Below are 24386 nucleotides of genomic sequence, written 5' to 3'. Positions count from 1 at the left end.
TCGGTCATGAATATAGTTGTGTGCTTAAAACAGGTTCCAGATACTACAGAAGTTAGAATAGATCCAAAAACAGGAACACTTATTAGAGAAGGAGTTCCATCAATTATAAATCCAGATGATAAAAATGCTCTTGAGGAAGCATTAGTTTTAAAGGAAAAGTATGGTGCTCATGTTACAGTAATAAGCATGGGACCACCACAAGCAGAAAAAGCATTAAGAGAAGCTTTAGCAATGGGTGCTGATGAAGCAATATTGGTTTCAGATAGAGCTTTTGCAGGTGCTGATACATTGGCAACATCATATGCTTTAGCATCGACTATTAAGAAATTAAATTATGATATTATTTTTGCAGGTAGACAAGCAATAGATGGTGACACTGCACAGGTAGGACCTGAAATTGCTGAACATTTGGGAATACCACAGGTTACGTATGTTGAAAATGTTGAAATAAATGGAAAAGATTTAAAAGTAAGAAGAGCCTTAGAGGATGGATATGAAATAATAAAAGTTAAAGCACCTGTGTTGTTAACAGCTATAAAAGAGCTAAATGAACCAAGATATATGAACATAAAGAATATATTTGAAATTTTCAGTAAGGAAATCAAAGTATGGAGTGCTGATGATATTGATGTTGATAGGGACAAGATAGGTCTTAATGGTTCACCAACAAAGGTTAAGAAATCGATGACAAAGGAAGCAAAAGGACAGGGAGAAGTAATAAATACAACTGTAAAAGAAGCAGCAGAGATAGCGGTTTCAAGATTGAAAGAAAAACATTTTATCTAATTTGAATGTTGGGGGGATAAAGATGAATATAGCTGATTACAAAGGTGTTTGGGTTTTTGCAGAGCAGAGAGATGGAAAACTTCAGAAAGTTGCATTAGAGCTTTTGGGTAAAGGAAGAGAAATTGCCGATAAATTAGGTGTTGAATTGACTGCTCTTTTACTTGGTGATGGTATTGAAAACTTAGCAAAAGAATTGGTGTCACATGGAGCAGATAGAGTACTAGTGGTTGATAATCCACTTCTTAAAAATTATACGACTGATGCGTATACAAAGGTAATATGTGAATTGGTTAATGATAGAAAACCTGAAATTATATTTATAGGTGCTTCATTCATAGGAAGAGATTTAGGACCTAGAGTTGCTGCAAGACTTAAGACAGGTTTAACTGCAGATTGTACAGGATTGGATATAGATGATGAAACTAAAAATCTATTGATGACAAGACCAGCTTTTGGTGGAAATTTGATGGCTACAATAGTGTGTGGAGAACATAGACCTCAAATGTCAACTGTAAGACCAGGAGTGTTTGAAAAATTACAGAATGATGAAAACAGAAAAGGAGAAATTGAAAATATATCAGTTGAATTAAATGAAGATGATATAAGAACTAAAATAGAAGACATTGTTAAGATGTGTAAACAATGTGTTGATATTGGAGAAGCTGATGTATTAGTTGCTGGAGGTAGAGGAGTAGGAAGCAAAGAAAACTTTAAACTTCTAGAAAGTTTGGCTTCTGAATTAGGTGGAACAATAGCAGCTTCAAGAGCAGCAGTTGATAATGGATGGGCTGATAAAGACTTACAGGTTGGACAGACAGGTAAAACTGTAAGACCTAAGCTTTATGTTGCTTGTGGTATTTCAGGTGCTATTCAACATTTAGCTGGTATGCAGGAGTCTGATTATATAATAGCTATAAATAAGGATGAAGATGCTCCAATAATGAAAGTTGCTGATTTGGGTATTGTTGGAGATATGAACAAAATCATTCCAGAGTTAGTTGCACAAATAAAAGAAAAGCAGTAGAACAAAGCTTAGGCATATGTTATTTTCTTTCAAATGCCTAAGTGGGAGATTGAAGTTTTTGCTTCAGGTGAAGTAGATTCTCCACCTGAAGTCACAATGTTTTGCTTTAGCAAAACGAGTTCACTATGCCTTATGTAGATATAGCAGTTGCTAAAGTGAAATATTAAACTCCCGCTTATAAAGGCGGGAGTCTTATAAAATTAAAAAAATATGTATCGTTAATAAAAATTATGCTAAAATGATATTGTGTGATAAAGAAAAAATTTAATTTTTTAATATAAGGGGAGGGGTTTTTTATGGAAAAAATATGTGTTTTAGGTGCTGGTACTATGGGATCAGGTATTGCACAAACATTTGCAACTAAGGGGTATGAAGTAGTACTTAGAGATATTAAGGATGAATTTGTTGATAGAGGACTTGCAGGAATAAAGAAAAACTTAGAAAGATTAGTTAAAAAAGAAAAGATAACAGATGAAGTTATGGAAGAAATACTTTCAAGAATAAGTGGAACAACTGACTTGAATATGGCATCTGATTGTGACTTAGTTATAGAAGCTGCAGTTGAAAATATGAACATAAAAAAAGAAATATTTTCTGAACTAGATAGAATATGCAAACCAGAAGCAATATTAGCATCTAATACTTCTTCATTGTCTATTACAGAGATAGCAGCATCTACAACAAGACCAGATAAAGTGATAGGAATGCACTTCTTTAATCCTGCTCCAGTTATGAAGCTTATTGAAATAATTAAAGGTATGGCAACTTCTGATGAAACATTCAATACTATAAAAGAATTATCAATAGCATTAGGTAAAGAGCCTGTTGAGGTAGCAGAGGCACCTGGATTTGTTGTAAATAGGATATTGATACCTATGATTAATGAAGCTGTAGGTATATATGCAGAAGGAATAGCTTCAGTTGAAGATATAGATAGAGCAATGAAATTTGGTGCAAACCACCCAATGGGACCTTTAGCACTTGGCGATTTAATTGGTTTGGATGTTTGCCTTGCAATAATGGATGTACTTTACAAAGAAACGGGAGATACAAAATATAGGGCTCATTCATTATTAAGAAAATATGCTAGAGCTGGATGGCTTGGAAGAAAAACTAAGAAAGGTTTCTATGATTATACAAAATAGTAGTGAAACGGACTAGAGAATTAGGGGCTAGGAGTCTAAACAAAGTACTAGAAATCAAGTTTGCTAGTCGACTAGAGGGCTAGACTTTAGTCTCCAATCGCTAGTACAGAGTTAAAGCAAGTTTGCTAGTTGACTAGAGGGCTAGACTTTAGTCTCCAGTCTCCAATCCCTAGTTTCTAGTCAATTATACAGATTTGTAACTTGAAAACTAGCATCTATTTAAGAATAAGATTCTAGGCACTAATATCTATCAAAGTCACAATTTGCTTTGGTGACTGGTGATTGGCGATTGGTGACTTTGTTTTAATCTCCAGTCTGCTAGTGCAGATTCACAACTTGATTGCTACATACTTACAATCAGCAAATGTTTTTATATTGTATTTAAGAAATCGTGTAGCGATTTCAACATTAACTGGTAACTAGCCCACTGGTAACTAGAAATCTTGTTTTAAAAGGGTGCTAGGTTAAATCAAGGTATCAATATATAAATTTAATAAATAGATAAAAAAATCCTGCGGTTTCAAATACGGCAGGATTTTTCGTAGAATATTTTTAAGTAATTTGAAAGAAAAGTTATTTTTGAAAATGCCTAATATAAGGATGTGAAATTATGCCTTACACAAAAGAACTTCATGATGAAATAATAAGAAAATCTCATGAGAGGTCTTTAAAATATGGAATAGAAAAAGAAAGAGTGGAATCAAAAAAGATATTAAAAGGTAGTGAGATATCTCTTAATATCAAAAAAAATCAAGAATTGATAAGAATAGCAACACCATTCATAAAGAATCTATATGATATACTAAAAGGCTCTGGTTTTTTAATAATATTGACCGATAAAGACGGGTGCATATTGTATATAATTGGTGATAAAAATGTTATGTATGCGGCAGAAGAGTTAAACATGATAGTGGGAGCATACATGGATGAAAAAAGTATTGGGACTAATGCTATGGGTACAGCTATAAAGGAAGATTTACCCATACAAATATCAGCTAAAGAGCACTTTATAAATGCATATCATAGATGGACATGTTCAGCAGCACCTATACATGATAATAATGGTAATATAATAGGTACATTAAATTTAACAGGACACAGTCATGAGGTTCATCCACACACACTTGGACTTGCAGTTGCAGCAGTAATGTCCATTGAAAATCAGCTCAAAATCGAAAGTGTTCAAAAGGAGTTATTAAAATCATATTTATTTACTAATACCATAATGAATTCAATATCATATGGTGTTTTGGCTGTTGATATTGAAGGAATAATACAAAATTGCAACACAACAGCGTGTAGAATGCTTAAGCGTAATGAAAATGGAATTTTATATAAACCAGTTAAAAATATGATTTCAAATTGGAATAATATAATAAAGCATATTAAACTTGGCAAAAAATATGAGAATGAAGAAGTTATATTCAAGGATATTGGTAAATTCAGTTTGAGTGTTAATCCAATAAAAGATGAAGAGGGAAATTTGGTTGGATTGGTATTAGTAATGAATGAAATACAAAGAATATTAAATCTAGTAAATAAATATACTGCTATGAGAGCAAGATACACTTTTGATGATTATATTTATAAATGTGACAGTATGAAAAGAATAATAAGCTTTGCAAAAGATATAGCAGATAGTCCTTCAACGGTATTAATACAAGGAGAAAGTGGAACAGGAAAAGAGATTTTAGCACAATCAATTCACAATCACAGTTTAAGGGCTGAAAAACCATTTGTTGCTGTAAACTGTGGTGCTATTCCTAAGAATTTAATAGAAAGTGAATTGTTTGGATATGAGTATGGTGCATTTACTGGTGCTAAAAAAGGTGGAAGACCAGGAAAATTCGAACTAGCAAATGGAGGTACTTTATTTTTAGACGAAATTGGAGAAATGCCATTAGATATGCAGGTAAATTTGTTAAGAGTGCTTCAGGAAGGATATATAACAAGAGTAGGTGGAAGCAAAATAATACCTGTTAATGTTAGAATAATTGCTGCTACAAATAAAGATTTAAAAGAAGAAATAAATAAGGGGACATTTAGAGAAGATTTATATTATAGATTAATTGTAATACCAATAACTATACCTCCTTTAAGAGAAAGAAGAGAAGATATCAAAGTGATTATTGAACATTTTCTAAAAACAAAAGCAAAAAAGCTAAACAAGCCCATACCAAATATTTCTGAAAATCTTATGAATAAAATAATGAACTATGATTGGCCAGGAAATATAAGAGAACTAGAAAATTTTATTGAAAATGTCGTAAATCTTGGAGGAAATACTACATTTAATATTGAAAATAAATTTGACATTAAGTATATGAATAATATTCGAAATAGAAGTTATTATAAAGGCGTAAACAATCATGAAAACATAAATAGTAATGGAAATATAAATAATAATGGAAGTATAAATAGTAAAAACATAAATAGTAATGGAAATATAAATTATGATGAGAATATAAATAGTGAAAATATAAATAGTGAAAATATAAATAGTGAAAATATAAATAGTGAAAATATAAATAGTGAAAATATGAATAATGAAGATATAAATAATAAAGATATAAATAATAAAGATATAAATAATATTGGAAAATGTTATTATATTAAAAATGTAAATACAGATGATATATACTTGTGTAATCTTGAAGAACTAGAAAAAAGAGCGATTTATGCTGTTCTTAAAAAATATAAATGGAATATATCAAAATCGGCAAAAATCTTAGGAATAAGTAGAAATACATTATATCTAAAAATGAAAAGATATTGCATAGAAAATACTGGTTAAAAATATATCAATTATACTGTCATAAAATTTAACACTGTCCTATTTTGTGACAAGTGTCTATTGTACAAGTGTCATAAAATAGGACAAAACTATATAGTTTATTATCTTTGAAACCTGTCTTAAACCTGTCTCTTTTGTTTAATACAAAATATACGTAGCATCTTTAAATTCTTATTTCCTTTCAAATACTTTGTGTAAGAACAAATATTATATATATTTCATATGTTGAACATAGAATTTGTTAAATTAATATCAAAATTGGCATGAGGATTGCTTGTATTAATAAGTGATATTAAATTAAACACTTATTTTAGTGGAGAATAATAAAATGGGTTCACTTATTATTATGGCTATCATAATAACAGAAAATTGTTAAAAATATTTTATTATGGAGGGTAACAAAATGAACAGATTTACATTACCAAGAGACATTTATTTTGGAGAAAATTCTTTAGAGGTTTTAAAGGAATTAAAAGGTAAGAAGGCAGTAGTTGTAACTGGTGGAAGCTCTATGAGAAGATTTGGATTTTTAGATAAAGTTATGGATTACTTAAAAGAAGCTGGCATGGAGACTAAATTAATAGATGGAGTTGAACCAGATCCATCTGTTGAAACAGTTATGAAGGGTGCTTCTTTGATGAGAGAATTTGAACCTGATTGGATAATAGCAATAGGTGGAGGTTCTCCGATTGATGCTGCTAAAGCTATGTGGATTTTCTATGAATATCCTGATTTTACATTTGAAAAGGCGATAGTTCCATTTGGACTTCCTGAATTAAGACAAAAAGCAAAATTTGTAGCTATTCCATCAACAAGTGGTACAGCTACTGAGGTTACAGCTTTCTCTGTAATAACAGATTATGAAAAAGGAATAAAATATCCTTTAGCTGATTTTAATTTAACACCAGATATTGCAATTGTTGATCCAGAAATCGCTTCAACAATGCCACCTAAACTAGTTGCTCATACAGGAATGGATGCATTAACACATGCCATTGAAGCTTATGTAGCAGGATTAAGATCTGCATTCTCAGATCCTCTAGCAATGAAAGCTATAGTTATGGTAAAAGAAAATTTAATTAAATCTTTTGAAGGCGATAAAGAAGCTAAATCAGAAATGCATATTGCACAATGTCTTGCTGGTATGGCATTTTCAAATGCATTGCTTGGAATAACTCATAGTATGGCTCACAAGACAGGAGCAGTATTCCATATTCCTCATGGATGTGCAAATGCTATATTCCTACCATATGTAATCGATTTCAATAAAAAAGCATGTGGCGAAAGATATGCAGAAATTGCTAGAAATCTTGGACTTAAAGGCAACAATGATGAAGAATTAATAGATTCTTTAACTGACATGATAAGAGAAATGAACAAAAAGATGAATATTCCTTTCACTTTAAAAGAATACGGTATTACAGAAGAACAATTTAATGAAAAACTTGATTTCATTGCAGAAAATGCAGTTAAAGATGCTTGTACAGGTTCAAACCCAAGAAAAGTAACTGTAGATGAAATGAAAAAAATATTTACTTGCACATTTACTGGTGAAAAAGTAGATTTCTAAATAGTAAATGTTGTTAACAATAAAATTATAGAATTTTCAAAATTGATATTGACTATACAGCAATATAAGTATAAAATTATTTTAACATGGTATAAAATTTAATAATGGTGGATGAGGGTTATTGGAGATATCCTTTTAGGATTACCGAAGAAGAAAAGAATAAATTTGCTATATATTTATTCAGAAGCTTTCAGGTTTTAAACAATAATCTGACACACCCCTGGAGAGACTCATTAAATTGAGCATCGAAGAAGAAACTCAGTAGGGATATAATCCTCTGAGGAAACTTTCAGATAAAAGGACAGGGAGCAAATAGCATACTTGTGATTGCTGTTTGCTCCCTGTAATTTTTTGGCTGAATATTGATTAGATTTGATAAATATGAAAAAAATAGAAACACAAACAAAAGAATAACTGTTTTGATATACCATACTGTTGAAAAAAAGAATGGTTTACGTGGTATTGGAAACAATATATAGAGAATAGAGAATAAGGAATAGTAAAGGTTGAAATTGCTGCGCAATTTCTTTAAACAAGGCTGTTAGTTTTCTAGTGGGCCAGTTGCTAGCTAATGTTTGAAATCGTTACACGATTTCTTGAATGAAACGAGCTAGGTTGTTAGTTACTAGTTGGCGAGTTAATTTCGAAATTACTGTGTAATTTTTTCGAGGCTAGAATTAAACTTTTAGTTACCAGTGGGTTAGTTTTAGTTAATGATGAAATTGTTACACGATTTCTTAAATGATAGATTGTAAGTCGGCTAATTTGCTAGTAAAGGTATAAATTGTTTCACAATTTCTTAGATGTAATATAAAGCATTTGCAGGTTGTAAGTATGTGCAATCAAGTTGTGAATCTGCACTAGCAGCCTAGTACTCTGGCAAACTGGCAAACTTGACCTAATAAGATACTAGTTTTTAAATTGCAAATTTATATTAGAGACTGGGGACTAAACAAAAGTCACTAATCACGAGTCACCAGTAACCCAAACAGATTGTGACTTTGATGGATATTAATATTTAAATTTTGTTCTTAAATAGTTGCTAGCTGTCAAGTCACAAATTTCTATTGGAGATTAGGGATTGAAGACTAAACAAAAGTTACTAATCACCAATCACCAGTCGCTAGAGCAAATTGTGACTTAGTTTAGAGATTAAAACCTAGCACCTTGTTTTTAAGCAGATACTGATGAGTAGATGCTGAATCTGTACTAGCCGACTAGCCCTCTAGCACCCTAGCAAACTTGATTTGACCTAGAACCTAGAACCTAGAACCTGATTCCTAGCACCTAGTACCTAATAAGATGCTGGTTGTCAAGTCACAAATTTCTATTGGAGATTAGGGATTGGAGACTGGAGACTAAACAAAAGTTACTAATCACCAATCGCTAGTTGCTAAAGCTGATTGTGACTTAATTAGAGATTAAAACCTAGCACCTTGTTTTTAAGCAGATACTGATGAGTAGATGCTGAATCTGTATTAGCCGACTAGCCCTCTAGCACCCTAGCAAACTTGATTTGACCTATAACCTAGAACTTGATTCCTAGCACCTAGCACCTAGTACCTTGTTTTAGCTCCTAGTACCTAATAAGATGCTGGTTGTCAAGTCACAAATTTCTATTGGAGATTAGGGATTGAAGACTAAACAAAAGTTACTAATCACCAATCACCAGTCGCTAGAGCAAATTGTGACTTAGTTTAGAGATTAAAACCTAGCACCTTGTTTTTAAGCAGATACTGATGAGTAGATGCTGAATCTGTACTAGCCGACTAGCCCTCTAGCACCCTAGCAAACTTGATTTGACCTAGAACCTAGAACCTGATTCCTAGCACCTAGTACCTAATAAGATGCTGGTTGTCAAGTCACAAATTTCTATTGGAGATTAGGGATTGGAGACTGGAGACTAAACAAAAGTTACTAATCACCAATCGCTAGTTGCTAAAGCTGATTGTGACTTAGCTAGATATTAAAAGCTAGAACTTGTAAACAGATACTGACATACAAATAACAAATTTGTACTGTGATTATAATATAAATAAAATACATATTTTGAAAGAAAATAATATATAAGGAGGAACAGATATGTTTAAGATTGTAGAAAAAAGACAATTAGCTCCTCAGATATTCTTAATGGATATTGAAGCACCAAGAGTAGCTAAATCTGCAAAACCAGGACAATTTGTAATTATAAGATTAGATGAAGAGGGTGAAAGAATACCATTAACAATTTGTGATTATGACATTGAAAAAGGAACTGTTACAATTGTTATTCAAGCTATTGGATGTTCAACTAGAAAATTAATGGATTATGAAAAGGGAGATTTCATATATGATTTCGTAGGCCCATTAGGACAAGCTTCAGAATTTATTCATGAAGAAATAGAAGAATTGAAGAAGAAAAATATACTATTTGTTGCAGGTGGGGTAGGTACAGCACCAGTATATCCACAGGTAAAATGGTTAAACAAACATGGTGTTAAAGCAGACGTAATAATTGGTGCAAGAACAAAAGAATTATTGATATTAGAAGAAGAAATGAAAGAAGTAGCAGGTAATGTATATCCAGCAACAGATGATGGAACATATGGATTTAATGGTAGAGTTACTGATTTGATTTTAGATTTGGTTAACAAGCAAGGCAAAAAATATGACCTAGTTGTAGCGATTGGACCTATGATAATGATGAAATTTGTTTGCAAGGTTACAGAGGAATTAGGAATAAAAACAATAGTAAGTTTAAATCCTATAATGGTTGATGGTACTGGTATGTGTGGTGCATGCAGAGTTACTGTAGGCGGAAAAACATATTTTGCTTGTGTTGACGGTCCTGAATTTGATGGACATAAAGTTGATTTTGATGAAGCAATGAGAAGAAGTGCAATGTATAAAAAAGAAGAACAGGAATGCATGAATAAATAAGATATTTAGTGAAGGAGGAATAGTAATGGCAGTGGATAGAATGAAGAGAATTCCAATTAAAGAGCAAGCTCCAGAAGTTAGAGCTAAGAATTTTGAAGAAGTATGTTTAGGATATACAGAAGAAGAAGCAGTTAAGGAAGCTTCAAGATGCTTAAATTGTAAAAATCCTCAATGTGTTACAAAATGCCCAGTATCAATAGATATTCCAGGATTCATTCAACATGTTAAAAATAGAGAATTCGAAGAAGCTGCAAAGGTAATAGCAAAATATAGTTCATTACCAGCAGTATGTGGAAGGGTTTGTCCACAAGAAGTTCAATGTGAAAGTAAATGTGTACTTGGCATAAAAGGTGAACCAGTTGCAATTGGTAAGCTTGAAAGATTTGTAGCGGATTGGTCAAGAGAGCATAATGTTAATCTTTCTGAGACTAAGCCAAAGAACGGTAAAAGAGTAGCTGTAATAGGAAGTGGCCCAGCTGGACTTACTTGTGCTGGAGATTTAGCTAAAGAAGGATATGACGTAACTATATTCGAAGCTTTGCATAAAGCTGGTGGAGTATTGGTTTACGGAATTCCTGAATTTAGATTACCAAAAGACACAGTTGTAAAGCATGAAATTGAAAATGTAAAAAAATTAGGAGTAAAAATTGAGACAAATGTAATCATAGGAAGAACAATTACAGTTGATCAGTTGCTTCAAGAAGAAAATTTCGATGCGGTATTTATTGGTTCTGGTGCTGGATTACCAAAATTCATGGGAATACCTGGTGAAAATCTAAATGGAGTATTCTCAGCAAACGAATTTTTAACAAGAAATAATCTAATGAAGGCTTTCAAAGAAGAATATGCTACTCCAATAAAAGTTGGTAAAAAAGTTGCTGTTGTTGGTGGTGGAAATGTTGCTATGGATGCTGCAAGAACTGCTTTAAGACTTGGGGCAGAAGTTCACATAGTATACAGAAGATCAGAAGCAGAACTACCTGCAAGAGTGGAAGAAGTTCATCATGCTAAAGAAGAAGGAGTAATATTTGACTTATTAACAAACCCTGTTGAAATCATTGGAGATGAAAATGGTTGGGTAAAAGGTATGAAATGTGTAAAAATGGAACTTGGTGAAGCAGATGAATCTGGTAGAAGAAGACCAGTTGCAATAGAAGGTTCTGAATTCATACTTGATGTGGATACTGTTATAATGTCACTTGGTACTTCACCAAATCCATTGATTTATACAACAACAGAAGGACTTAAAATAAATAACAGAAAATGTATTTTGGCTGATGAAGAAACAGCAGTAACTTCAAAAGAAAGAGTTTATGCTGGAGGAGATGCTGTAACAGGAGCTGCAACAGTTATTCTTGCTATGGGAGCAGGTAAAAAAGCTGCAAAAGCAATAGATGAAATGTTAAAAAATAAATAATAGAATGAGTGACAAAATAAGAGCATGAATTTTTGCAATGCAAAGATTCATGCTCTTTAAAATTTACTTTTATGTTACGCATTATTTTCAGAATTGATTGACAATAATATATGGATAGATATATAATTAATATTGTATTGATATACAACTGATATATCAGAAAAGATCTGAATAGAAAACTTGTAAATAGAGAATGGTGAATGGAGAATAGTAAAGGTTGAAATTGCTATGCAATTTCTTTAAACAAGATTGTCAGTTTTCTAGTGGGCTAGTTACTGGTTTTAGTTTCGAAATTACTGTGTAATTTCTTCAAGACTAGAGTGTTAGTTGACTAGTTGCTAGCGGCAAGTTAAGGTTGAAATTGCTACGCAATTTTTTAAAACAAGATTTCTAGTTATCAGTGGGCTAGTTACCAGTTAATGTTGAAATCGTTACACGATTTCTTAAATGATAGATTGTAAGTCGGCTAATTTGCTAGTAAAGGTATAAATTGTTTCACAATTTCTTAGATGTAATATAAAGCATTTGCAGGTTGTAAGTATGTGTAATCAAGTTGTGAATCTGCACTAGTAGCCTAGTACTCTAGCCGACTGGCAAACTTACTTCATTTCTAGCACCTAAAACAGATACTGGTATACAAATGGTAAATCTGTGCTGGAGATTAGGGATTGGAGATTAGAGACTAAACAAAAGTTGCTAATCGCCAATCACCAGTCACCAAAGCAAATTGTGGCTTAGTTTAGAGATTAAAACCTAGTACCGTGTTTTATCTCATGGTACCTAGTGCCTAATAAGATACTGATGTATAAATACCAAATCTGCACTAGCAGACTAGCAAACTTGCTTTAACCTAGCACCCTTTTAAAACAAGATTTCTAGTTATCAGTGGGCTAGTTACCAGTTAATGATAAAATTGCTACACAATTTATTAAATTCAATATAAAAAACATTTGCTGATTGCAGGTATATAGCAATCAAATTGTGAATCTGCACTAGCAGACTGGTCGACTAGCAAACTTGCTTTAACCTAGCACCCTTTTAAAACAAGATTTCTAGTTATCAGTGGGCTAGTTACCAGCTAATGATAAAATTGCTACGCAATTTATTAAATTCAATATAAAAAACATTTGCTGATTGCAGGTATATAGCAATCAAGTTGTGAATCTGCACTAGCAGACTAGCCCTCTAGCAGACTAGCAAACTTACTTCATTTCTAGCACCTAAAACAGATACTGGTATACAAATGGTAAATCTGTGCTGGAGATTAGGGATTGGAGATTGGAGACTAAACAAAAGTCACTAATCGCCAATCACCAGTCGCCAAAGCAAATTGTGACTTTGATAGATATTAGTGTCTAGAATCTTATTCTTAAATAGATGCTAGTTTTCAAGTTACAAATCTGTATAATTGACTAGAGATTGGAGACTAGGGATTTGGGATTAGATAAGCTGGAGACTGGAGATTAAAGCCTAGTCCCTGATTCATATTACCTGTTTGGAGCTAGCGAAAAAAGATTAATGATTATAAAATTAAAATAAATTTAATAGAAAGGGGAATTAAAATGGTAGAAATAAGATGGCATGGAAGGGGAGGACAAGGTGGATTTACCGCCGCAAGAATATTAGGCACAGCTGCAGCAGTATATAATGGCAAATACGCCCAGGCATTTCCATCGTTTGGACCAGAAAGAAGAGGAGCACCAGTATTAGGATTCACTAGAATAGATGACAAAAAGATTACTGACAGAAGTGAAGTTTATAATTGTGATTATGCAATTGTGCTCGATGAAACATTAATGGGACAAGCTGTGACTAATGGTTTAAAGAAAGATTCTGTAATTCTTATCAATACCCAAAATGCAGAGAAATATAAACAAATGACAAATAATAGAATAATAGCTATTGATGCTACATCACTTGCTCTTGAAATATTGGGAAGACCAATAACTAATACAGCCATGATGGGAGCTTTAATTGCAGTATCAGGTGTTGTGGACATTGAAGCTGCTAAAAAAGCTATTGAAAGCAATATGAGACCTTCTATAGCCGAAAAAAATAAAATTCTTATAGAAAAAGCATATGAAATTACGAAGGGAGTGCTTGAAAATGAATAGACCTGGAGTGGTAAAATTTCAACAACCTAAAACTATTGATGAATATCCAATTGGTTCTACATGCAAAGCTGGACATCTTGTAGATAAAAATGCTGGTTGGAGAACATTTAAACCTGTTATTAATTACGAAAAGTGTGTGAACTGTTTTAGATGCTTTTTACTTTGTCCAGATGGAGTTATAGATAAATCAGAAGGAAAACCAGTGATAGATTATGATTTCTGTAAGGGCTGTGGAGTATGTGCAAATGAATGCAAACTTGGTGCTATTACAATGGAGAAGGAGGCGTAAGTTATGGCAAATAAAAAGTTGTTTATAAGTGGAGATGACGCTGTTGCAGAAGGTGCTAGATTGGCAAGACCACATGTTATTTCAGCATATCCTATTACACCTCAGACAGTGGTGGTTGAGAGATTATCTGAATTTGTTGAAGATGGTTCATTAGATGCAGAATATATTCATGTTGAATCAGAACATAGTGCATTATCAGCAGCAATGGGAGCTAGTTCAGTAGGTGCAAGAGCATTTACAGCAACATCTTCTCAAGGACTTCTTTATATGGCAGAGGTTTTACCTTATACAAGTGGTGCAAGATTGCCAGTAGTAATGATGAATGCAAACAGAGCTTTAGCAACACCTTGGAACATTTATGGAGATCAAACTGACTCATTAATGTTGTTAAACAGCGGATGGATTCAAGTTTATGTTGAAGATGCTCAAGAAGCACTTGATATGATAATACAAGCATACAAAATAGCTGAAGATGAAAATGTGTTAATGCCTATGATGGTTAATTTGGACGGATTTGTTTTAACACATACATATGAATTAGTTGAAATACCTGAACAGGAAAAAGTTGATGAATTCTTACCTCCTTTCAAAACAGATAATAAAATGGATTTAGATAATCCCAAAAGTTTATGCATAACAGCGGGAAATAATTGGAATTTGGAATTCAAAATAAAACAAGAATTGGATATGAGAAAATCTGTTGAAGTAATTGAAAGAGTAGATAAAGAGTACGGAGACATGTTTGGAAGATATTACGGAGGAATGGTTGATAAATATAGATGTGATGATGCAGAATATGTTTTGGTAACTGTTGGTAGTGTTACTGGAACTGCTAGGATAGTTGTTGATAAGATGAGAGATATGGGGCATAAAGTAGGGGTATTGAAATTAAGATACCTAAGACCTTTCCCAAGAGAAGTTGTTGCTGAAGTAGGTTCAGAAGTAAAAGCAATTGGTGTTATAGATAAAGATATATCTTATGGATATGAGGGAACCATATTTACAAATGTGAATTCAGCATTGGTTGAATTGAAAGAACTTCCTAAAACAATGAACTTTATAGCCGGACTTGGTGGAAGAGATATCACAAAGGAAAATGTTGAAAATATGTTCATAAAACTTATGGAAATAGTTGATGGTAAAGAACATGATAGAATCCAATTCGTGAATGTGAGGTGTGAATAATATGACTAATGTAGCTAATAATAGTGTAAAACCCCTTAATGCAAAAACGTTAACTAATGAAGAATTTTTCTATGGTCATAAAGCTTGCGGTGGATGTGGAGGAAGTCTTGCAGTAAGATTAGCAATGAAGGTTTTAGGAGAAAGAACATTTGCAGCACTTCCAGCAGGATGTATGTCAGCAGTAGGATTTATATATCCACAGATGGCATTCAGAAATAACGCTATAATCACTCCATTTGCAGCAACTGGAGCTGTGCTTTCAGGAATTAGAGCAGGAATAAAAGCTTTGGGGTTAAAAGATTGTAATGTTGTTGGATTTGCTGGTGATGGTGGAACAGCAGATATAGGTATGCAAGCATTGTCAGGTGCAATTGACAGAAATGAAAAAGTAATATATATTTGTTATGACAATGAAGCGTATATGAATACTGGAATTCAAAAAAGTGGTCTTACGCCTTATGGAACGAAAACAACCACTTCTCCAGCGGGCAAGAATTTTCCAGGTGCAACAACTATGAAAAAGAATATGTTCGAAATTGCAGCAGCTCATGACATTCCATATGCTGCAACTGCAAGTATTGGGTATCCAGAAGATTTCTTAATGAAAATAAAAAAAGCATCAGAAAATGATGGAACATCTTACATTCATGTAATGGCACCATGTCCAACTGGATGGGGTTATACGGCAGATAAAACTGTTGAAATTGCAAAAGAAGCAGTTGACTGTGGATTATGGTATTTAGCAGAATATGAAAATGGAGAATTCAAACTCAATAGAAGACCAAAAGAATTTAAACCTGTTGAGCATTATTTAAAGAGACAAGGAAGATTTAAACATTTAAAAGATGAAGATATAGAAGTTATAGTAAAATACAGAGATTACAAGTGGGAAAGAATGAATAATTGGTAAAAAGGAATGATTTCATGGATAAACCAGCTAATATAGAAATTTATAATGAATTAAAAAGAAGAATAGTTGAAATAGAGTATAAGCCAGGTCAGCTTATAAGTGAGAAGCAGTTAATTGAGGAATTTGGTGTTAGTAGAACTCCAGTTAGAGAAGCACTCCTTAAATTATCTCAGAATGGACTTGTTGATATGATTCCAAGAGTAGGTACGTATGTAACACAGGTTGATTTGAATGAAGTAAAATATGCCTATGAAGTTAAAAGGAATTTGGAAGGGCTTGCAGCAGAACTAGCAGCACAAAGGGCCGGAGAAGACGATATTGAAGAGTTATATGAGATAATAATGAGATTTCCTCAATATGATTTGGTTAAGGACTATAAGAAGTGTATCAAAGATGACCAAAAATTTCATCAGATTACTAGAAAAGCATCTAGGAATCCAATACTGATTCAAACTCTTGAGGAATTAAATACTAAAACAGCTAGATTTCTTCAATATATTCAGTATGTACTAGATGACTATAACTGGTTCCATGAATCATTAAAAGAGATTGCAGAAGCTATTAAAGACAGAAATCCAAAAGCGGCTAGAATAGCCGCTGAAAAACATACTCAAAAATTCTTAGAGCAAATGTCGAGAAACTTTTTTCGCTAGACAAAAACTTATGAGAAGAAGAAAACCTTTAAATAGAGAATAGTGAACCTTAAATAGAAAATAGTGAATGGAGAATAGGGAATAGTAAAGGTTGAAATTGCTACTCAATTTCTTTAATAAAGATTGTTAGTTACTAGTGTGCTAGGTGCTAGTTAATGTTGAAATCGTTACACGACCTTTTAAAACAAGATTTCTAGTTGCCAGTGGGCTAATTACCAGTTGATGAAGAAATCGCTACACGATTTCTTTAATGATAGATTGTCAGTCGGCTAGTTTACTAGTAAAGGTGTAGATTGCTTCGTAACTTCCTAAATGCAATATAAAAACATTTGCTGGTTGTAAGTATATAGCAATCAAGTTGTAAATCTGCACTAGCAGCCTAATACTCTGGCAGACTATCATACTAGATTTTATTTCCTAGTAACCGGTGCCTAGTACCTAAAATAGATACTGGTATACAGATGGCAAATCTGTACTAGAGACTAAAACAAAAGTCACTAATCACCAATCGCCAGTTACTAAAGCAAATAGTGAATTTGATGGATATTAATATTTAAATTTTATTCTTAAATAGTTGCTAGCTGTCAAGCTACAAATCTGCACTGGAGACTAGAGATTGGAGACTGGATACTAGCCCTCTAGCCGTCTGGCAAACTAGTAGCCTTGATTTATCCTAGCACCTTGTTTAAACTCCTAGTACCTGATAATATGCTGGCTGCCAAATCTGTATTGGAAGCTGGAAGTTGGAGACTACGACTAGAGAGTGGAGACTAAAACAAAAGTCACTAATCACCAATCGCCAATCCCCAAAATAGATTGTGGCTTTGATGGATATTAATATTTAAATTTTGTTCTTAAATAGTTGCTAGCTGTCAAGCTACAAATCTGCACTGGAGATTAGAGATTGGAGACTAGATACTAGCCCTCTAGCCGTCTGGCAAACTAGTAGCCTTGATTTATCCTAGTACTTAGCACCTTGTTTAAACTCCTAGCACCTAATAATATGCTGGCTGCCAAATTTGTGTTGGAAGCTGGAAGTTGGAGACTACAACTAGAGAGTGGAGACTAAAACAAAAGTCACTAATCACCAATCGCCAATCCCCAAAACAGATTGTGGCTTTGATGGATATTAATATTTAAATTTTGTTCTTAAATAGTTGCTAGCTGTCAAGCTACAAATCTGCACTGGAGACTAGAGATTGGTGACTGGATACTAGCCCTCTAGCCGTCTGGCAAACTAGTAGCCTTGATTTATATCCTAGTACCTTGTTTAAATTCCTAGCACCTAATAATATGCTGGCTGCCAAATTTGTGTTGGAAGCTGGAAGTTGGAGACTACGACTAGAGAGTGGAGACTAAAACAAAAGTCACTAATCACCAATCGCCAATCCCCAAAACAGATTGTGGCTTTGATGGATATTAATATTTAAATTTTGTTCTTAAATAGTTGCTAGCTGTCAAGCTACAAATCTGCACTGGAGACTAGAGATTGGTGACTGGATACTAAAACAAAAAAGGGGAGAGAGTAAAAAAGTGGACTACAAAAGCGTAGAAGAAATTGATAATGGAGTAATGTTAAAAGGAGTAAAAAATTTTGAATTAGAGCATATATTCGAGTGTGGACAATGTTTTAGATGGCATAAAAATGAAGAAGGAAATTATGTTGGAGTAGCTTTTGAAAATGTAATAGAAGTTGAAAAACAAGGGAAAAATGTAATACTATATAATACTAATATAAAACAATTTGAAGAAATATGGAGTGATTATTTTGATTTAAAAAGAGATTACTCTAAAATAAAAAAAGAACTTAGCAAGGATACAATATTAAAAAATGCTGTAGAATTCGGACATGGTATAAGATTGCTTAAACAGGAACCATTTGAGTTGCTAATTTCATTTATTATATCAGCAAATAACAGGATACCAATGATCAAAAGAACCATACAGAATATAAGTAAAAGATGGGGAAAAGAAATACATTATAAAAATCAGGTTTATTATGCTTTTCCAAGTCTTGAGAATTTAAAGTGTGCTACTTTAGATGATATTAAAGAATGTGGAGCTGGGTTTAGGGCAAAATATATTATTGAAACCATACATCAATTGAATAATGGTGAAATTGATTTAAGCTATATAGCAAATTTAGACGATGATGCTTGTCACAATGAACTAAAGAAATTTAGTGGTGTTGGACCAAAGGTTGCCGACTGCATAATGTTGTTTTCTATGGCAAAATACTCAGCTTTTCCAGTTGATATTTGGGTTAAAAGGGCAATGCAATATTTTTATTTAGCACCTGATGTTTCATTGCCTAAAATAAGACAATTTGCTAGGGAAAAATTTGGTAAGTTATCTGGATTTGCTCAGCAGTATTTGTTTTACTATGCTAGAGAAAACAATATTCAAATAACAAACTAGAGAATAAGGCATTTGAAAGAAAATATCAAAGGAGTTATCGAGTTGTTAAGTAAAATTAAGAGTTTCATAAAAAATAGTGTAAAAGAATACAAAACGTATATAATTATTTCAATATTTTCTATTTCAATTGCATTGTTAATATATTTTTTATTTAAGAACTATTATTATATTTTTAAAAGTCCTAAAAGTATTCAAAATTACATATTAAAATATAAGGATAAAGCAGGGTTAGTATTTATAGTTATTCAAATACTTCAAGTTGTAATTTTTGCGATTCCTGGCGAAATAGTACAGATAGCTGGCGGTTACGTATTTGGTACAGTACTGGGAACGGTATTGTCAGTAATTGGTATTACTATTGGGAGTAGCATAGCATTTTTTATTTCAAAAAAGTTGGGACGGTTTTTTGTCAAAAAGATAATATCATCGGAAAAAGTTGAATTCTATGAAAAAAAGCTAAGTACACCAAGGTTTAATGTTATGATATTCATTTTGTATTTAATTCCGGGCATACCAAAGGATGCTTTAGCGTATATCTGTGGAATTACTAATATTTGCTTTAAGAATTTTATTGTTTATTCAACATTAGGAAGGATTCCTGCTATACTACTTTCTGCATATTTTGGAGACAAAATAAACATAGGAGACAAGGAAACTCTAGTAACTATAGCAGTTGCGATATCTGTCGTTTTTATAATTGCTATAGTTAACAAAGATAAAATAATTAATCAAATTGATAAAAGAAGAAAAAATCGAAAATATTGAATATACCCTAATTAGGTATATTGTTATCTGTTACAGCAATGTACATAATCACACATAATCATAATCACATAATCACAGCAATGTACATAATCATAATTAATTTTAAGGAAATCTATTTTAAAAATAATATCCAAGATAAAAATAATATCCAAAATGCGCATAAATTACTTAACGCATAAATTACTTAATGTTCAATATAAACTTAATGTTCAATATAAATTATAAATTACTTAGTAGATTACTTAGTGTTCAATAATCTTTTTATTAATATTTTTTTTCTTAATGCAGTATTTGTCTTATTCTTAGGGGAGTTGAGTTTTAAAAATACAATTGCTAATATGCAGCTCATTGTAGTAATAATACCTATAAAAAGTAGCACACAATGGAAGAAAAATGGCTCAGGAAGTATTTTAATCACTGGGTCTGTTTTTTCGTTAAAGAGCCAATAATCATTATTGAACAATATTTTATGAAAGTAAGTAAAACTTTTATTAAAGTCAATAATAATTGGCAGCAGTATAATGATTTGAGATGATATTAAAATTATTGAACACAATTTTAAGAAAACATAATCGTGTCTTTTTATTTTTAACAAAATTCCAATTACAGATATAAGCAAACAAGAATAAAATATATAGTTTAATTTATTGAATATTGATTTAACTTCATAAAAATGTATTATACCTTCGGTAGAATCAGAAAATGACGGAATTTTAAAGTTTATATTATTTTCAGGTGATGAAATAAAGTTAACTAAATAGTTATAATTATTTATTATTTCATTTCTACTTAAATCTGAAACGCTTTCTATATTTAGTTTATTGATGTCATGATAATATAATGGCTTAAAATGAACCGTAAATTTTACTGATAAAATAATTATTAACAAACAGAATGCTATTATAAAAACAAAATTAAAAATACCATTTAAAATAATATTTAAAATATTACGAGACATTTAATTGTTCACTTCCTTACTTCCTTAGATAGATGAATACTCTAGTCTTTAGATGATATACAAGCGAACTGTGTGCAATTCTTCACTTGTTTAGATAGAGGCTTAGATAGATGAATACCAGTTTAGATTCTCGACATAATTGATAATAAATATACTTTTTCAAAAAAATTATTTTTTTCTGAATAATTATTGAGCGTAAGGTTAATAATTATGAAAGATAATTATGAAAAATAATGATATATTGAGTAAACATAAGAAAATAAGACCAATATTAATCTAAGTATAGTTATTTAAGTATAATTAACCTAAATGTCGATTAGCGGTATTTGATATTTATGGAAGTATTAATTACTATAATAATTGTATTAGCACTCTATAACAATGAGTGCTAACAAGATATATACTTATACATTTAATATAATATGTACTTGTACACTTATACACTTATACTTATACTTATACACTTATACTTATACACTTGTACTTGTACTTACACACTTATACTTATACTTATACACTTATATACGCTTATACTTATACTTATACATTTGATCTATTTAATTTAATATATTTAGGTTCATTAATTCAATTAAAATATATTTTTGAAAAATAATAATGTAGCAGCTGCTTAGTTTATTATTTTTCTTGCAAAACACAAAACACTAAATTTAAGAGGAGGTATTTTTATGAATATCAGACCACTTGGTGATAGAGTTGTAATTAAAAGAGTAGAAGCTGAAGAAACTACTAAGAGCGGTATTGTATTACCTGGTGCATCAAAAGAAAAACCACAGGAAGCAGAAGTAATAGCTGTTGGACCTGGTGGAGTTGTAGATGGTAAAGAAATTAAAATGGAAGTTAAAGTAGGAGATAGAGTATTATTTTCTAAGTATTCAGGAAATGAAATCAAATTTGAAGGTGAAGAATTAATTATACTAAGACAAAACGATATATTAGCGGTTATTGAAAAGTAAATTGAGAATAAAATAAATAGTGTGAGAATAAATAGTATGTAACTCGTGATAATAATAAAACTTTAGGATATAGGAGGGTTAAAAGATGGCTAAAAGTATTTTATTTGATGAAGAAGCAAGAAGAACTATGCAAAAAGGTGTAGATAAACTTGCAGATACTGTAAAAGTTACGCTTGGACCAAAAGGAAGAAATGTTGTTCTTGATAAAAAATTCGGTTCACCATTAATAACTAACGATGGTGTTACTATTGCAAGAGAAATAGAATTAGAAGATCCATATGAAAATATGGGTGCTCAATTAGTTAAAGAAGTTGCAACAAAGACAAATGATGTTGCAGGGGACGGTACTACAACAGCTACATTGTTGGCACAGGCTATCATAAGGGAAGGATTAAAAAATGTAACAGCTGGTGCTAATCCAATGTTAATCAGAAATGGTATTAGAATAGCTGTTGATAAAGCAGTTGAAAAAATCAAAGAAGCATCTAAACATGTGAACGGTAAAGAAGATATTGCAAGAGTTGCTGCAATATCAGCTGCTGATGAAGAAATAGGTAAGCTAATCGCAGATGCTATGGATAAAGTAGGAAATGAAGGCGTTATAACAGTTGAAGAGTCAAAGACAATGGGAACAGAATTAGACGTTGTTGAAGGTATGCAGTTCGATAGAGGATACTTAAGTCCATACATGGTAACAGATACAGAGAAGATGGAAGCTTTACTTGATGAGCCATACATCTTAATCACAGACAAAAAGATTACAAACATTCAAGATATTTTACCAGTATTAGAGCAAATAGTTCAACAAGGTAAAAAATTATTCATAATCGCAGAAGATGTTGAAGGAGAAGCATTAGCTACATTAGTTGTTAACAAATTAAGAGGAACATTTACATGCGTTGCTGTAAAAGCTCCTGGATTCGGTGATAGAAGAAAAGAAATGCTTCAAGATATTGCAATATTAACTGGTGGAGAAGTTATTTCTGAAGAATTAGGAAGAGAATTGAAAGACGTAACAATAGATATGCTTGGTAGAGCAGAAAGCATCAAAGTTTCTAAAGAAAATACTACTATTGTAAATGGTAGAGGAGACAAGGCTGCTTTACATGAGAGAGTTGCTCAAATAAGAGCACAAATAGAAGAAACTACATCTGATTTTGATAGAGAAAAACTTCAAGAAAGACTTGCAAAACTTGCAGGTGGAGTTGCTGTTATTAAAGTAGGTGCTGCAACTGAAACTGAAATGAAAGAAAAGAAATTAAGAATTGAAGATGCACTTGCTGCTACTAAGGCTGCTGTTGAAGAAGGTATAGTAGCTGGTGGTGGAACAGCATATGTAAATTGTATTCCTGAAATCGAAAAATTAACTAATGAAAATCCAGATGTTCAGCTTGGAATAAATATCATAAGAAGAGCTCTTGAAGAACCAGTTAGACAAATTGCTAAGAATGCTGGTCTTGAAGGTTCAGTAATAATTGAAAAAGTTAAAAATAGCGAAGTTGGTATAGGCTTCGATGCTTTAAATGAAAAATATGTTAACATGATTGAAACTGGTATAGTTGACCCAACTAAAGTTACTAGATCAGCTCTTCAAAATGCAGCATCTGTTGCTTCTACATTCTTAACAACTGAAGCTGCAGTAGTTGATATTCCAGAAAAAGAAAAACCAATGCCAGGTGCACCTGGAATGGATATGGGCGGAATGTACTAATAAACGCTAATAATAAACAAATAATAAATAATAAACAAATAATAAATAATAAACAATAAACAAACGTATTTGAAAAAAGGATTACCTGTTGATGGGTAGTCCTTTTTTTTAGGAGTATTGGGGACGGTTCATTTTTATTATTATTAGATTCTTTAGATTTTATTAGATTAGATTTTATTATTAGATTTAATAGCTGGAGCCAATAGGGACGGTTCACTCTTTTCTTATTTATCATCTTTCTCATCTTAAATTATACAAATTTCAAAAGAAAGTATTAGGGACGGTTCATTTTTACTAACTTTCATTCCAATAGATGTAAATAAGAAAAATTAAGACCCCTCACCAGTTTTCTCATAAATTATACAAATTTCAATTGATTAAACAATTGATTAAATGTTACTACTCTTGTCAATAATCTAAAATAGATATTGATAAAACCTCAATATTTATATAAATAATTCAAAGTTAAATATTAATTATTATTGGAGGAGATGTTATTATGCCTAGAAAAGCTAGATTTAAAATTGAAAATGGAATTTATCATGTTATGCTCAGAAGCATAAGCGATTTCCCCCTATTTAAGAAAAATGAAGATAAAAATGTTTTCTTAAATATTGTGAAAAAATATAAAATTAAATATCGCTTTAAACTCTATGGTTATTGTATAATGACCACACATGTCCATTTATTGATCGATTCAAATGGAGCAGATATAAGTCAATTCATGCATAGCATAAATCAATCATATGCTCAA

General features: G+C 31.9%; 18 protein-coding genes and 1 riboswitch. Of the genes, 17 read left to right on the top strand and 1 reads right to left on the bottom strand.

Annotation, left to right across the window (positions count from 1 at the left end):
* The first annotated feature begins 6 nt into the window (after positions 1-6).
* The 14 genes from CLTEP_RS07030 (at position 7) to CLTEP_RS06965 (ending at position 19989) form a co-directional block, all read left to right on the top strand.
* On the top strand, positions 7-786 hold the full coding sequence (locus tag CLTEP_RS07030) for an electron transfer flavoprotein subunit beta/FixA family protein (RefSeq protein WP_066824659.1): 780 nt from the start codon (positions 7-9) through the stop codon (positions 784-786).
* A gap of 22 nt (positions 787-808) precedes the next feature.
* Positions 809-1810, top strand: coding sequence for an electron transfer flavoprotein subunit alpha/FixB family protein (locus CLTEP_RS07025; RefSeq protein WP_066824656.1), 1002 nt, complete (start codon positions 809-811; stop codon positions 1808-1810).
* A 296-nt stretch (positions 1811-2106) separates the two neighbouring features.
* Entirely contained in the window at positions 2107-2955 is an 849-nt protein-coding gene (locus tag CLTEP_RS07020; protein ID WP_066824652.1) for a 3-hydroxybutyryl-CoA dehydrogenase, read from the top strand.
* Between the two features lie 610 nt (positions 2956-3565).
* Positions 3566-5749, top strand: a complete 2184-nt coding sequence (locus CLTEP_RS07015) for a sigma-54-dependent Fis family transcriptional regulator (RefSeq protein ID WP_066824649.1) — start codon at positions 3566-3568, stop codon at positions 5747-5749.
* Between the two features lie 403 nt (positions 5750-6152).
* Positions 6153-7319, top strand: coding sequence for an iron-containing alcohol dehydrogenase (locus CLTEP_RS07010; protein WP_066824645.1), 1167 nt, complete (start codon positions 6153-6155; stop codon positions 7317-7319).
* A 210-nt stretch (positions 7320-7529) separates the two neighbouring features.
* Positions 7530-7634, top strand: a riboswitch (glycine riboswitch).
* Between the two features lie 1767 nt (positions 7635-9401).
* A complete protein-coding gene (locus CLTEP_RS07005; protein ID WP_066824644.1) occupies positions 9402-10238 on the top strand; it encodes a sulfide/dihydroorotate dehydrogenase-like FAD/NAD-binding protein in 837 nt (278 codons plus the stop codon).
* 31 nt (positions 10239-10269) lie between these two features.
* Positions 10270-11655 (top strand): NADPH-dependent glutamate synthase, encoded by a 1386-nt coding sequence (gltA, locus tag CLTEP_RS07000; RefSeq protein ID WP_153016292.1) that lies wholly within the window; start codon positions 10270-10272, stop codon positions 11653-11655.
* A 1562-nt stretch (positions 11656-13217) separates the two neighbouring features.
* A complete protein-coding gene (locus CLTEP_RS06995; RefSeq protein ID WP_066824634.1) occupies positions 13218-13769 on the top strand; it encodes a 2-oxoacid:acceptor oxidoreductase family protein in 552 nt (183 codons plus the stop codon).
* Positions 13762-14058, top strand: coding sequence for a 4Fe-4S dicluster domain-containing protein (locus tag CLTEP_RS06990; protein WP_066824631.1), 297 nt, complete (start codon positions 13762-13764; stop codon positions 14056-14058). Before CLTEP_RS06995 ends, CLTEP_RS06990 begins: the two co-directional genes overlap by 8 nt.
* Before the next feature lie 3 nt (positions 14059-14061).
* Positions 14062-15243, top strand: coding sequence for a pyruvate ferredoxin oxidoreductase (gene porA / locus CLTEP_RS06985; RefSeq protein ID WP_066824628.1), 1182 nt, complete (start codon positions 14062-14064; stop codon positions 15241-15243).
* 1 nt (position 15244) lies between these two features.
* Positions 15245-16153: a thiamine pyrophosphate-dependent enzyme gene (locus tag CLTEP_RS06980; protein ID WP_066824617.1), complete on the top strand. Its 909-nt coding sequence runs from the start codon at positions 15245-15247 to the stop codon at positions 16151-16153.
* 14 nt (positions 16154-16167) lie between these two features.
* Positions 16168-16806, top strand: a complete 639-nt coding sequence (locus tag CLTEP_RS06975; protein WP_066824614.1) for a GntR family transcriptional regulator — start codon at positions 16168-16170, stop codon at positions 16804-16806.
* Positions 16807-18339: 1533 nt separating this feature from the next.
* Entirely contained in the window at positions 18340-19224 is an 885-nt protein-coding gene (locus CLTEP_RS06970) for a DNA-3-methyladenine glycosylase family protein (RefSeq protein ID WP_066824611.1), read from the top strand.
* A gap of 42 nt (positions 19225-19266) precedes the next feature.
* The gene (locus CLTEP_RS06965; protein ID WP_066824608.1) at positions 19267-19989 is read left to right on the top strand and encodes a TVP38/TMEM64 family protein; all 723 of its coding nucleotides are present in this window, start codon (positions 19267-19269) and stop codon (positions 19987-19989) included.
* Between the two features lie 238 nt (positions 19990-20227).
* On the opposite strand, the gene CLTEP_RS06960 is transcribed toward CLTEP_RS06965, so the two are convergent.
* The gene (locus CLTEP_RS06960) at positions 20228-20947 is read right to left on the bottom strand and encodes a TIGR01906 family membrane protein (protein WP_066824605.1); all 720 of its coding nucleotides are present in this window, start codon (positions 20945-20947) and stop codon (positions 20228-20230) included.
* Positions 20948-21633: 686 nt separating this feature from the next.
* Between CLTEP_RS06960 and groES the strand changes: the two genes are divergently transcribed.
* The 3 genes from groES to CLTEP_RS06945 form a co-directional block, all read left to right on the top strand.
* Positions 21634-21921 carry a co-chaperone GroES gene (groES, locus tag CLTEP_RS06955; protein WP_066824602.1) on the top strand — a complete coding sequence of 96 codons (288 nt, stop codon included), beginning with the start codon at positions 21634-21636 and terminating at the stop codon, positions 21919-21921.
* Between the two features lie 85 nt (positions 21922-22006).
* Positions 22007-23632 (top strand): chaperonin GroEL, encoded by a 1626-nt coding sequence (gene groL, locus CLTEP_RS06950; RefSeq protein ID WP_066824600.1) that lies wholly within the window; start codon positions 22007-22009, stop codon positions 23630-23632.
* Positions 23633-24131: 499 nt separating this feature from the next.
* Positions 24132-24386: transposase (locus tag CLTEP_RS06945; RefSeq protein WP_201786600.1), on the top strand; the 255-nt coding region annotated here is incomplete at its 3' end.

The organism is Clostridium tepidiprofundi DSM 19306 (genome assembly GCF_001594005.1).
In the GTDB taxonomy this organism is placed as follows: domain Bacteria; phylum Bacillota; class Clostridia; order Clostridiales; family Clostridiaceae; genus Clostridium_AC; species Clostridium_AC tepidiprofundi.
The sequence above is the reverse complement of the archived record's forward strand: the minus strand, read 5'-3'. Positions and strand labels throughout refer to the sequence as shown.

Coding starts and splice junctions, on each gene's coding strand:
- CLTEP_RS07005 (WP_066824644.1), top strand. CDS start 9,402: ATGTTTAAGATTGTAGAAAAAAGACAATTAGCTCCTCAGATATTCTTA.
- CLTEP_RS07015 (WP_066824649.1), top strand. CDS start 3,566: ATGCCTTACACAAAAGAACTTCATGATGAAATAATAAGAAAATCTCAT.
- groL (WP_066824600.1), top strand. CDS start 22,007: ATGGCTAAAAGTATTTTATTTGATGAAGAAGCAAGAAGAACTATGCAA.
- CLTEP_RS07025 (WP_066824656.1), top strand. CDS start 809: ATGAATATAGCTGATTACAAAGGTGTTTGGGTTTTTGCAGAGCAGAGA.
- groES (WP_066824602.1), top strand. CDS start 21,634: ATGAATATCAGACCACTTGGTGATAGAGTTGTAATTAAAAGAGTAGAA.
- CLTEP_RS06975 (WP_066824614.1), top strand. CDS start 16,168: ATGGATAAACCAGCTAATATAGAAATTTATAATGAATTAAAAAGAAGA.
- CLTEP_RS06980 (WP_066824617.1), top strand. CDS start 15,245: ATGACTAATGTAGCTAATAATAGTGTAAAACCCCTTAATGCAAAAACG.
- CLTEP_RS07010 (WP_066824645.1), top strand. CDS start 6,153: ATGAACAGATTTACATTACCAAGAGACATTTATTTTGGAGAAAATTCT.
- porA (WP_066824628.1), top strand. CDS start 14,062: ATGGCAAATAAAAAGTTGTTTATAAGTGGAGATGACGCTGTTGCAGAA.
- CLTEP_RS07020 (WP_066824652.1), top strand. CDS start 2,107: ATGGAAAAAATATGTGTTTTAGGTGCTGGTACTATGGGATCAGGTATT.
- CLTEP_RS06995 (WP_066824634.1), top strand. CDS start 13,218: ATGGTAGAAATAAGATGGCATGGAAGGGGAGGACAAGGTGGATTTACC.
- CLTEP_RS07030 (WP_066824659.1), top strand. CDS start 7: ATGAATATAGTTGTGTGCTTAAAACAGGTTCCAGATACTACAGAAGTT.
- CLTEP_RS06990 (WP_066824631.1), top strand. CDS start 13,762: ATGAATAGACCTGGAGTGGTAAAATTTCAACAACCTAAAACTATTGAT.
- CLTEP_RS06960 (WP_066824605.1), bottom strand. CDS start 20,947: ATGTCTCGTAATATTTTAAATATTATTTTAAATGGTATTTTTAATTTT.